The following is an 11616-nucleotide window of genomic DNA, read 5'->3' as shown; positions in this document are numbered from 1 at the left end:
CTCCCCGAGGGAGAGGGGGCCGACCGCAGTGTCTGGCGATTAACATCGACCTGAAAGATCGAGTCGATTATGGATTCGGCAGAAAACTTTCACGTCGGTGTACTTCTACAGCATCCCCCAATCAGTCCCCTCTGCCTTTGGGAGAGGGCTAGGGTGAGGGGCTTTTCAACGCACGCACAAAAACGCCGATGACCATCGCTGGCCATCGGCGTTTTCATACCTTGAAGGGGTGGTTCACGCGTCGGATCAGAACGCCGGCAATACCGCGCCGTTGTACTTCTTCTCGATGAACGCTTTGACTTCCGGGCTGGTCAGGGCAGCGGCGAGTTTCTTGATGGCGTCGCTGTTCTTGTTGTCCTCACGGGCTACCAGGAAGTTCACGTAAGGCGAATCAGCGCCTTCGATCACCAGCGCATCCTTGGTCGGGTTCAACTTGGCTTCCAGCGCGTAGTTGGTGTTGATCATGTCCAGATCAACTTCCTTCAGGACGCGTGGCAGCAGGGCCGATTCCAGTTCCTTGAACTTGAAGTTGTGCGGGTTCTTGGCGATGTCTTTCGGGGTCGCCAGGGCGTTTTTCGGATCTTTCAGTTCGATCAGGCCAGCCTTCTGCAGCAGGATCAGCGCACGGCCGCTGTTGCTGCCTTCGTTCGGGATGGCGATGGTCGCGCCGTCTGGCAGATCAGCCAGTTTCTTGTACTTGCTCGAGTAGCCACCGAAGGGTTCAACGTGGACGCCTTGCACGGTCACCAGGTACTTGGACTTGTCGTCCTTGTATTTGCCGGCGTTGAAGCTGTCCAGGTAAGGCTTGGTCTGGAAGTAGTTGGCATCCAGACGCTTCTCGCCAACCTGCACGTTCGGCTGCACGTAGTCGGTGAAGACCTTGATTTCCAGATCCACGCCTTCTTTGGCCAGGGTCGGTTTGATCAGCTCGAGAATTTCCGCGTGCGGCACCGGAGTCGCCGCCACCACCAGTTTCTCGCCAGCCTGGGCCAGGGAAGCAGTCAGAGCAGCCGCCAATGCGGTAAACAACAGAACCTTTTTCATGCAGTGTCCTTATCGAGAATCACGGTCGCGAATGGCGACGGCTATTAATACGAGTGCCAGTGAAGTGCTATCCCCGGCGTGAAGCGGACAATACCGGGATTTTTTATTCCCGCACAATAACGTTTATTCACTTTGATATTCCATTTCGTTCATACAGAACCGAACGGCTACAACTGCTGGCTCAAACCAATCAGCAGATCTTTCAAAGCCTTACGTTCGTCGACGCTCCCGCCGATGTTGATTTGTGCCACCAGTCGTTCGATCTGAAGCTGCGGCCCAGACACTTCGGGCAGGTTCAGGTGCTCCGGCAGGATTTCATCGCCGGTGCTGACCAGCAGCGCAAAGTGAATGACGTTTTCCAGCTCACGGGTGTTGCCCGGCCAACTGTGGCGCTCCAGCAGGTGCTGCGCCGCTTCGCTGATCAACGGCACCGGCAGATCAAGGCGCTGGCTGTAGATACCGAGGAAATATTCCGCCAGCGACAGGATGTCGCCGATTCGTTCGCGCAGGGCCGGCAATTCCAGCTGACCTTCGCTAAGGTAGTGGTAAAGCCGTTCGTGGAATTTTCCGGCGTCCACCGCTTGCGCCAGATCAATGCTGGTTGCCGCCACCAGCCGCACATCCACCGGGCTTGGCTGATGCGCGCCGACGCGGGTGACTTCGTGATTTTCCAGGGCGGCGAGCAGTTTGATCTGGATCGGCAGCGGCAAGTCGCCAATCTCGTCCAGATATAAAGTGCCGCCGTTGGCCGAACCGAACCAGCCGGCGCGACTGCTTGCCGAACCGGTGTAACTGCCGGCGGCATAGCCGAACAGTTCGGCATCGGCGTAGGTCGGGCTGATCGCACCGCAGTTGACCGAGACGAACAGGCCGCTGCGATCACTGGCTCGGTGGATGTGACGGGCGAGCAACTCTTTACCGGTGCCGGTCTCGCCGCGAATAAGCACCGAGATGGCACGCGGCGCCAGGTGTTCCAGCTCTTCGCGCAACTTGCGAGAGCGCGGATCGACGAACACCAGCGCCTTGGCGCGAATGCTCAGGGGACTTTTTTCCGCATCGGGAAAGGTCAGCAACGGCTGACCGAACGTTTCGAAACTCATGGCAGACTCCCGCCCAGAACCGCCGGCAGACGGGGGCGTTCAGAAAAGAAAAAGGTTCAAGCGCGACGCCGGGCGTGGTGTTCCATACGGTTTTGCAGGCGATACAGATAAGCGAAACCCTGCTCCCAGCGCTGATGCCCAGACTTGACGTTGATGTGCCCCGCCCCGGCAAGAATTCCCGCTTCGGCGCCCCAATTGCGCGCCAGCTCCAGGGCACGCGGGGCGCTGACGGCGGCGTCGTTGTCGGAACTGACCACCTGACTGGGGAACGGCAGCAAGTCGGTGGGGATCGGGGCGAAATTGCGCAGTGCAGGCGCGCAGGCCGGACGCTCGACATCCGCCGGCGCCACCAGCAACGCGCCGCGCACCTGACGCAGGTATTGCACGGGCGCGGTGGCAGCCCAATGCGCAACGGTGATGCAACCCAGGCTGTGAGCAATCAGGATCACCGGCGTGCTGTCGGCAGCAATCGCTTCGGCCAGCGCCGCGACCCAGTCTTCACGGCGCGGCGTCAGCCAGTCGGCCTGCTCCACGCGTGCGCTGTTGGGCAGACTGTTCTGCCAGTGGGTTTGCCAATGATCTTCTGGCGATCCTTGCCAGCCCGGCACAATCAGGTAGCGGATTGATTCGTTGCGCATGGGGAGCTCTCCTGCGTCGTGTCTGTTCCTGATCGAGTATAGGGACGGGATTTATATTCGTTAAGGAATAAGAAGCTATTTATTAAGACCCGAAAAGAATATAAGAGATGCATCTGTGGGAGCGGGCTTGCTCGCGAATGCGGTGTCTCAGTCAACATTGATGTCGATGCAGCTGATGCTTTCGCGAGCAAGCCCGTTCCCACAATAGGTCGGTGGTGAGGCTGGTTTTGCGGAATAAAAAAAGGGCCGCACCCTGCCAAGGAGACGGCCCCGGAAAAACGTAAATCCTGTTACCGCGCGGTGATCACCGACAATTTGGTAATCCCTGCCCGCTCGATCGAAGCCATGGCCCGCGCCACTTCGCCGTAGTTCACCCCGTCGTCGGCCTGCAATTGCACGCGCACTTCCGGGTCTTTTGCCTTGGCCGATTTGAGGTTGAATTCCAGCAAGTCCGGCTGGATCTCATCCTTGTTGATGAACAGTTTGCCGGCGCCGTCGATGCTCACCACCAGCGGGTCTTTCTGCTCGACCGGCGCCACCGCTTCGGTCTTCGGCAGGTTAATCGGGATCGCGTTGGTCAGCAGCGGCGCGGTGACGATAAACACCACCAGCAGCACCAGCATCACGTCCACCAGCGGTGTCACGTTGATCTCGCTCAGCACCTCGTCGCTGTCTTGTGTGGAGAAGGCCATGTCAGGACGCCTCCTTCACTTTTGTCGCGTTGCCCGGTGCCGCGACCTTGTGCGCCGTCGGGTGGATCAGCACGCGAAACGAGCTCTTTTGCGCCAGGCTGTAGAAGTCGTGGGCGAAGTCATCCAGGTCCGCCGCCGTCAGTTTCAGACGCCGCAAAAAGTAGTTGTAAACCAGCACCGCCGGCACCGCGACGGCAATCCCCACACCGGTGGCAACCAGTGCCGCGCCGATCGGACCGGCGACGGTTTCCAGGCTCGCCGAGCCTGCCGCGCTGATGCCTTTGAGCGCCTCCATGATTCCCCACACCGTGCCGAACAGACCAATGAACGGCGACGTACTACCAATACTCGCGACCACCGCCAGACCGGTTTCCAGCGAACGCCGTTCGCGGACGATCTGCTGGCGCAAGGCACGTTCGAGACGATCCTGATGGTTGATCGCCTGGCTCAGGTCATTGGCCTGCGGCGCCTCACCCACCTGAATCGCCGCGTACCCGGCCTGAGCGACTCGTGCCGCAGCACCGGGCTGGGTTTCGCTCAACTCAGCGGCGGAATCCAGACTCGAGGCCGCCCAGAAGCGTTTATGAAACTTGCGATCTTGCGCCTTCAGACGACCGAACTGCACAGCCTTGAGCAGCGCCATTCCCCAGGTGGCAACGGAAAAAACCACCAGCAGCCAGATCACCGCGCTTTCGATGGATTCCAGTGGAGAGGCCAGTAACGTCATGATGTATTCCCTCGTGTAAACATTTAGCGCGAATAGGTTTCGGTTTAATGAATCTTGAAATCGATGGGCACGCTGACCCAGCCGTCCTGGGCGACATCACCCTGCTTGGCCGGCACGAAGCTCCACTGTTTGACGGCATTGAGTGCCGCATCGTCGAGCTGTTGCCGACCACTGCTTTTCTGAATCTGGATCTCGCCCGGTTTGCCATTGGCCAACACGTGCACCCTTAACATCACCGTGCCTTCCCAACCGCGACGCTGGGCCAGCGACGGATATTCCGGCGCCGGATTCTTCAAATACGCGGCGTTGGCCGAAGCCGGCGTCACGGGCGCCGGGGCCGGTGGTGCAGGTGGCGCCGGGGCGGCAACCGGAGCTGCCGGTTGTGGCGGCGCGGGTGGTTGTTCAACAGCTTTCGGTGCTGGTTTCGGAACCGGTTTGGCCACCGGTTTTGGCTTGGGTTTGGGAATCGGTTTGGGTGGCGGAGGCTTCACCGCCAACTCGTCTTCAACCGGCGGCGGTGGCTCAACGACCGGTGCCGGTGGCGGCGGTTCGACCACTGGTGGCGCGGGTGGCGCCGGCCGCGAAAACTCGATGGTCATCGGCGGAATTTCCGGCGGCACGATCGGCAACGCCGGCGTCGGATGCTGGTTGATCCAGTAGATCACCGCACCGTGCACCAGCAGCGCCAGCACGCCGAGCAGAATGGTTTCACGGCGGCTCAGAATGCCCTTGGGCGCACGCTGCAAACGCAACTGCCCCAGCGGCACACGATGCGGCCGGCCGAGATCGACCAATTCGCCACTCGGCGTCTGACGCCACAGCAATTCCTGTGCGCTGGCGGCGGTCTGGACATTGCCCATTGATTCACTCCCTGCGGTCTCTTTGCGAAGTACCCGACCGGTCGCCGCAAACATCCCCCGGGCGACCGGTCGTTGGGTGAATCATTGGAGCAATCGCTTATCTCCGAAAGTAACTTTTATCGATGTGTTTAGATTTTTTACGAATATCAGTTTTCGCAGATTGTCGCGAAGCCACGGCCTGCAAGGCCTGGCGCCGAGGGCTGAATTTACAATGCTTTTCAAGCATGAAAAATATTCGGCGAAGGCATGCGAAACCCGCTCATTTCGCGCTTCTTCAGCGGTTTTGCCGAATGAATTCCAGGCCATTCAACCCGATGTTGCCCATCATGTCCGCCGCGCTGCCCATTGCCCGCAAGCGTGTGTAGGCCTGATCGGGCGAGAACATCACCCAGGCTTGCGCCGTGCCATCGGCCGTCAGCGTATTGAAAGAGATAGCAACCGGGCCTGTTGAAAAACCATGTCTGAAATGGAAATTGCCAAATGCGATCGGGTACTCGATGCCGGACAGCGACAGGGTTCCGGTGAAACTGCCGGTGCGGTCATCGCCTTCGGTCAGGGTCAAGGTTGTATCTGAAGGTTCATGACGATAAACGCCGTTGATCTTGGACATGTGCAGCATCCTTGCTGGGTGTTTTGAGAGAGAGAAACCTGGCGCGGGCTGCGCCTCATGCGTGGCGAACGAAGTCGCCCGGCAGGCTGCTGACCACGCCGTCATAGGTAACGCGCACGCAGTGCCCCTGCAGTTCATGAGTGCCGCGACTTGGCGAGAACAGGGTCAGGGCGAAATAACCGTGATCCTGGTTATTGGCAATCAGCGTGACCACGGTTGGCGGCTGGTAGCCGTTGAGGCTGGCATAACGGCCACTGACAATGCCGTAGTTGATGCCTTGGTGATGCAACGTGCCGCCGAAGACCCCGGTGCGGTCATCGGAATCGACAATGGTCAGAGAGGGCCCATCGAGGGTGTTGGAATAAAGCGCGTTTTGCATGTAAGCGTCCTGCTCGAATGATTGAGTTCACCTCGAGCTTAGAATCAGACGCCAGCAAACGCTGTCATCCACAGGAAACACAACCAACATGAAAATGACTTATTTCATGTAAGAAAAAAGCCGCCAGGCTCAATAGCATGACGGCTTTTTTGTGACACAAAATTACTGTTTAACAAACTCTCCAGCCAGACTAACAACATCACCATCAAAGTTGGTGCGCGAACCCGCCGCACGAACTTTCGAATAGGTGTGATCCGGCGAGAACAGCGCCCAGGATTGATAACCCGTGCCGTCATTCAGAGCCGCGAAGGTGATGATCGTAGGCTGCCCGGTGCTGTTCTGGAAATGGTAATGCCCGTAAGCGATGTCGTAGTTCACGCCGTTCTGACTGAACTTGCCGCTGAAGGTGCCGTTGGAATCGTTGCCATCGGTAATCGTCAGTTTGGCGCCAGCGTTAGCGTTTACATAATTGCCATTAATGCTCGACATAACGTGATTTCCTTTATCGTTGGATAAGTGTCTTCCGATGAGAGCAAGTTCCCTCCTGGAAACTCACGACACTCAGGATGGTTGGCCATTCACTTATTGTCCACGCGACTTTTCAACGAAATTGCAATAAGCAGTATTCAAACCGCACATAACTTATCGCCATTCATTCGAGCATTAATTCCTTTTCAACTAACGACTGGCACTGGTCTGCTGCACTGCCGATGTCGGGGCAATCACGGCGCTCTCGGAGCGCGGCGTACCCTTCGGCACCCAGTCGTAACTCACGGGCAACGCCCGATAGACCCAGTTGCTGATCGCGTCGCTGCCCGGTGCTTTACCCAGATAAGGACTGACGTATTCCCAGACATTTTCGCCGCTGGCCGTGACCTGGAAAAAGCGCCCGTTCATGCCTTCGTCGATCAGCGTATTGCCGTTGGGCAAACGTCGCGCGCTGCTGATGAACGAGCTATAGAACGCCCACCCCGGCTGCTTCGAATTCGCCGCGCTGTACTGCCAGACGATTTCATTTTTCTGCGGGTCGATTTCCAGCACTCGCGAGCCGGAAATCAGCCCGAGGGTGACGTTCGGATACCCCGCCGAACCCTGGTTGTCGAACACCAGCAGGTTGCCCGCACCGGGCAGCCCGACAGGGATGATGTGCGCGTCGTGCTGGCCGACAAATTGATCCACCGGACGCGGCAGTTTCTGTGCGGTTTTCGGGTTGATCAGCGGCAGGTTCGGGCCGAGGCGCCAGACCACTTTGCCGCTGTGTTTGTCGATGATTGCGATGAAGTTTGCGTTGCGTGAATCGAGCAACAGGTTGTCTGGATTGAAGCGCTTGTCCCCGGCATCGAACCACTTGTTCGGCCCGACCACGCTGAGGTTGTTGATGTGCAGGTAATCCGGGTTGTCGCTGGCGCGCACCAGCTTCAGTTGCTCCTGGGTGAAGCCGAATTCGTTCAGGTGTTCCGAGGCCAGCCACTGCCATTTCACCTGCCCGTCGGGGCTGACTTCATAGATTGCATCGTCGATCACCTCTGGGACTTTGAAGCCTTTGACCTTATGCACCTTGTTCGCCAGCACCACGGTGTTGCCGTTGCTCAGGCGCCGCTGATCATGGTGTTGCTGCGCTGCGCCGCCGGGCGCCTTGTCGCCCCACTGCCAAACCACTTTGCCGTTCCAGTCCAGCTCGCCGACGCTCTGATTGCCCAGGCCGTTACCGGCGGAGCCGAGCTTGCCCGGATCCTTGTCACTCAGTTGCAACAGCACATGCCCGCGCTCGCCGCCGACCAGTTGCGGGTCGATGATCGCTGATGGGAAGCCCGCCTGCGGCCAGGTCTTCACCTCATTGCCGTTCATGTCGATCAGGTGCGTTTGCTTGTCGGCGCCACTGAAGATCACGTACTGATTGAACGCCTTGTCCGGGTCGTAACGGGTGACGCCGGTCGGGTACACGCTGGGTGCGGCGAACACCGTGGTACTCAACGCTGCGCCGGATAACAACAGCGCTAAAGCGGTTTTGCCTGGCAACATGATGCAGCTCCTTGAATGACAGATCAGAAGTCGTAGCGACCGGTAACGCCAAGGGTGCGCGGCGTACCGAGCAGGCCTTCATAACCGCCGTTGCCGCCGGTCCACAGGGTCGTGTAGTAGGTCTTGTCGAAGGCGTTTTTCAGCCACAGCGAAACGTCCCACTGGCCCTGATTGAAATCGCCGCGCAGACCGGTGGACAGGTTGACCACCGCGTAGCTCGGGATCTGCCCGTAATCGGAATCCTCGACCGTGCCCACCGCTTTGGAGCGGAACGCGTAACTGCCGGTGACGTAGGGTTGCAGACCGTTGGCCAGATTCCATTCGTATTTGCCGTTGGCGTTGCCGATCCATTTCGACGCGCCGACCACCTGGTGGCCGCTGAGGTCGCAAGAGGCCGGTGCGCCCGGTGCCTGGCTGACTTCCGGCGGGCACGGTGCATCTTTGTACGAGAGGTAGCTGACGTCGTTGTACGAGCCGTTGAAGTTCAGGGTCAGGCCGCGCAACGGGATCACGGTGCTTTCAAATTCGACGCCGCGCGAGCGCACCGAGCCGGCGTTGGTCAGGTATTGCACGCGGTTGAGGTCGTCGTAGGCGTTGGTCTGATAGGCGTTGACCTGAGTCCAGAAAACGTTGGCGTTGAGCTGCAGACGCCGGTCCCACAAGGTGCTTTTGAAACCGAGTTCGGCGTTGTTCGCGCGTTCGGTGCCGATCAGCAGCGAGTCGGCGCCGGCGGTTGGCGCCGAACCCACTGCGAGGTTCACCCCACCGGATTTTTCGCCGTGGGACAGCGTGGCGTAACCGAGCAGATCATCGGTGAAGCGATAGCTGAGGTTGAGCAACCCAGAGGGGCTGGAACTGTACTGATTGAGATCGCCGGAATCGTAGGCGCCAGTGCGTCCGCGGCGTGCCGTGGCCGCTGCGCCGGTGACAGTGGCGCCACCGACCGGCGCATCGCGAGTGACCCAGGCGTTCTTCTCTTCATAGGTGCCGCGCACCCCGGCGGTGAAGTCCAGGCGCTCAGTGAGGTGCCAGGTGCCTTGGGCGAACAGGGCGAAACTGTCGGTCTTGATGTGGCCGTTGCCGACGCTGCCGACGTTGGCCAGCGCACCGCGTGGCGTGCCGTTCCAGATGTCGGCCTGCGGGCCGTAATAGGCGAAGGATTTGTTGTCCAGATCCGAGCCGAAGTAGTACGCGCCCACCACGTAGTCGAAGAACTCGCCCTTGGGCGAGGCCAGGCGGAATTCCTGCGAGTACTGTTTGTCTTCGACCGAAACCCCGGCGTTGTAAGTCGCCGCGACGTTGAGACCATCGTCGTTGGCCGGGGTGAAATTCCAGAAGCGATACGAACTGATCGAGGTCAGGGTGAAATCGCTCGGCAACGTCCAGTTGGCCTCTACCGACGTACCGCCCTGATGCACGGTGACGTGCTGGTTGTTGTCCAGATTGACCTTGCGGTGCGAGCCATTGACCAGCGTCGCACCGGCGGCATTGGCCCGCGATTGGTAGAGATTGACGCCGTTGATGGTCGGCCCGGTGTTGTACAGCACGCGGGTGCCGGCGCTGGAATCCTCTTCGTTGTAATCGCCGATCCAGCGCAGGTTGAAGTCTTCGTTGGGCTTGAACAGCAACTGCGCACGGAAGCCATCGCGCGAGCCACCGTTCAGCTCATGACCGTTGTATTCGTTCTTGATGTCGCCATCGCTACGGGTGCGATAGGCCGAAAAACGTCCGGCCAGTTCATCGTTGAGCGGCCCGGAAATGGTGCCCTTGGTCTGGAAATAACCGTCCTCGCCGAACGAGGTTTCGATGCTGCGCTCAGGGGTGAACGTCGGTGCGCGTGTGCTGATGTTGATCACCCCGGCGGTGGTGTTCTTGCCGAACAGCGTGCCCTGCGGCCCGCGCAGGACTTCGAGCTGTTCGATGTCCATCAGGTCGAACACCGCCATCCCCGGACGACCCAGATACACGTTATCGATGTACAGACCGACGCTGCCTTCCAGGCCGTCGCTCGCCGGGTTGTTGCCCAGGCCACGAATCGACACGCTGGACTGGCGCGCGTGCATGTAGGCGACGTTGACGCTCGGCACCAGTTGCTGAAGATCCTGGATGCGGTAGACGCGCTGCGTCTCCAGGGTCTGGCCGCTGACCACGCTCATCGGCGTCGGCACATCTTGCGAACTTTCCTCGCGACGGCGGGTGGTGACGGTCACGGTTTCCAGCTGCGAGCTGTTGGCCGCGGGTTTGCCGGCGGGAGCTGGCGGCGGGGTCTCGGCGTCGGCGGCGTAGCTGTGAGTCCAGCTGGCACTCCCCGCCAGCAACAGGGCTAGAGGCAGGCGTTTGAGCCGTCGTGGCGTTAAGGGTGACGCAAGGTTCAACGGACTCATGGCGCGGCTCCTGGTCAAAAAACACACAGACATCTTCAGCGCTGCATATTCTTTTCGGTTATTTATTTATGGATTTACAAATATTTACTGCATAAGAGATTGCCTTTATAAGGAGTCGACCTAATGCATATCCAATGCATTTCCCGGATATTTTTTATGTGAAAAATGCATATCGACTTGCGCCAACTTCGTCACTTCATCGCCCTCGCCGAACAACGCAGCTTCGTCGCCGGCGCGCAGGCGGTGAACCTGTCGCAGTCGGCGTTCAGCCGCAGCATTCAGGCGCTGGAACACAGCGTCGGCTGTCAGTTGGTCGATCGCGGGCGCAAGGATCTGCCGCCGACCAAGCAGGGTCAGGTGCTGCTCGAACATGCACGGCGACTGGTCAGCGGCGCGCAGCAGATGGCCAACGAGATCAGTCAGTTCAATGGTCTGGAGGCGGGCGAGTTGCGCTTCGGTTGCGGCCCGGCGCCGGCGGCCGGATTGATCCCGCGCGCGATCGGCGCGTTCATCGGGCGCTACCCGAAAGCGCGGGTGCAATTTCAGGTCGATGACTGGCAGAGCCTGAGCAAACGCCTGCTCAGCGAGGAGTTCGAGTTCTTCGTCGCCGACACTCGACACTTCGAGGCCGATCCGGATTACCTGACGTACCGCTTGCGGCCGCGCAAATGGCATTTCTGTTGCCGTGCCGGGCATCCGTTAGCGGCATTTGAACGGGTTTCGGCCGAGCAATTGATGAGCTATCCACTGGCAGTGAGCATTCGTCCGCCGAACTTGCGCAAGGTCATCGTCGACCTCAGCGGCCGCCCGGATTTCACGCCGAATGTGGAATGCGAAAACAGCTCGAGCCTGCTCAGCGTGGTGCTGCGTTCGGATGCGATCGGCATTGTCGGGGCGTATTCAGATGCGCTGCATCAGGCCAAGGGTGAGCTGGTGTATTTGCGGATCGACGGCCTGGCGGATGATCTGGAAGAGCTGTACACCCGCTATGGGATTGTCAGTCGGGCGGGGTATCGCTTGTCGCCGCTGGCCGAGGCGATGATTGAGCAGATCAAGGCGATTGATGCGGTGGATGAGGAGGTGTGTTCGCTGGAGAATTTTGCAGTCTGATCCACCGCCTTCGCGAGCAGGCTCGCTCCCACAGAGTTAGCGTCGATCAC

12 protein-coding genes are annotated in these 11616 nt (G+C 59.4%); 1 reads left to right on the top strand and 11 read right to left on the bottom strand.

Annotated features, from left to right (window positions below; genetic code table 11):
• Window positions 1–246: 246 nt before the first annotated feature.
• The 11 genes from ACM6I7_RS06835 to ACM6I7_RS06785 all read right to left on the bottom strand — a co-directional run bounded on the left by ACM6I7_RS06835 (window position 247) and on the right by ACM6I7_RS06785 (window position 10456).
• Window positions 247–1044, bottom strand: coding sequence for a MetQ/NlpA family ABC transporter substrate-binding protein (locus ACM6I7_RS06835; protein WP_027611172.1), 798 nt, complete (start codon window positions 1042–1044; stop codon window positions 247–249).
• Window positions 1045–1211: 167 nt separating this feature from the next.
• Window positions 1212–2144: a sigma 54-interacting transcriptional regulator gene (locus ACM6I7_RS06830; protein WP_096797445.1), complete on the bottom strand. Its 933-nt coding sequence runs from the start codon at window positions 2142–2144 to the stop codon at window positions 1212–1214.
• A 56-nt stretch (window positions 2145–2200) separates the two neighbouring features.
• Window positions 2201–2782, bottom strand: a complete 582-nt coding sequence (locus ACM6I7_RS06825; RefSeq protein ID WP_003220572.1) for an alpha/beta hydrolase — start codon at window positions 2780–2782, stop codon at window positions 2201–2203.
• Between the two features lie 290 nt (window positions 2783–3072).
• Window positions 3073–3474 (bottom strand): ExbD/TolR family protein, encoded by a 402-nt coding sequence (locus ACM6I7_RS06820; protein WP_003220570.1) that lies wholly within the window; start codon window positions 3472–3474, stop codon window positions 3073–3075.
• A gap of 1 nt (window position 3475) precedes the next feature.
• On the bottom strand, window positions 3476–4201 hold the full coding sequence (locus ACM6I7_RS06815; protein WP_414888208.1) for a MotA/TolQ/ExbB proton channel family protein: 726 nt from the start codon (window positions 4199–4201) through the stop codon (window positions 3476–3478).
• Between the two features lie 44 nt (window positions 4202–4245).
• Window positions 4246–5061 carry an energy transducer TonB gene (locus ACM6I7_RS06810; RefSeq protein ID WP_096797441.1) on the bottom strand — a complete coding sequence of 272 codons (816 nt, stop codon included), beginning with the start codon at window positions 5059–5061 and terminating at the stop codon, window positions 4246–4248.
• A gap of 274 nt (window positions 5062–5335) precedes the next feature.
• Window positions 5336–5671, bottom strand: coding sequence for a hypothetical protein (locus tag ACM6I7_RS06805; protein ID WP_414888207.1), 336 nt, complete (start codon window positions 5669–5671; stop codon window positions 5336–5338).
• 55 nt (window positions 5672–5726) lie between these two features.
• Window positions 5727–6050 (bottom strand): hypothetical protein, encoded by a 324-nt coding sequence (locus ACM6I7_RS06800; RefSeq protein WP_007963450.1) that lies wholly within the window; start codon window positions 6048–6050, stop codon window positions 5727–5729.
• Window positions 6051–6212: 162 nt separating this feature from the next.
• Window positions 6213–6539: a hypothetical protein gene (locus ACM6I7_RS06795; RefSeq protein WP_414888206.1), complete on the bottom strand. Its 327-nt coding sequence runs from the start codon at window positions 6537–6539 to the stop codon at window positions 6213–6215.
• A 189-nt stretch (window positions 6540–6728) separates the two neighbouring features.
• On the bottom strand, window positions 6729–8072 hold the full coding sequence (locus ACM6I7_RS06790; protein ID WP_414888205.1) for an aryl-sulfate sulfotransferase: 1344 nt from the start codon (window positions 8070–8072) through the stop codon (window positions 6729–6731).
• Window positions 8073–8095: 23 nt separating this feature from the next.
• Window positions 8096–10456 carry a TonB-dependent receptor gene (locus ACM6I7_RS06785; RefSeq protein ID WP_336838003.1) on the bottom strand — a complete coding sequence of 787 codons (2361 nt, stop codon included), beginning with the start codon at window positions 10454–10456 and terminating at the stop codon, window positions 8096–8098.
• Window positions 10457–10621: 165 nt separating this feature from the next.
• Between ACM6I7_RS06785 and ACM6I7_RS06780 the strand changes: the two genes are divergently transcribed.
• A complete protein-coding gene (locus ACM6I7_RS06780) occupies window positions 10622–11566 on the top strand; it encodes a LysR family transcriptional regulator (RefSeq protein WP_414888204.1) in 945 nt (314 codons plus the stop codon).
• Window positions 11567–11616 lie beyond the last annotated feature (50 nt).

It is taken from the genome of Pseudomonas sp. IT-93MI4 (assembly GCF_949767635.1).
GTDB lineage: Bacteria > Pseudomonadota > Gammaproteobacteria > Pseudomonadales > Pseudomonadaceae > Aquipseudomonas > Aquipseudomonas putida_A.
Note: the sequence above shows the minus strand (reverse complement) of the source record. Positions and strands in the feature narration are given on the sequence as shown.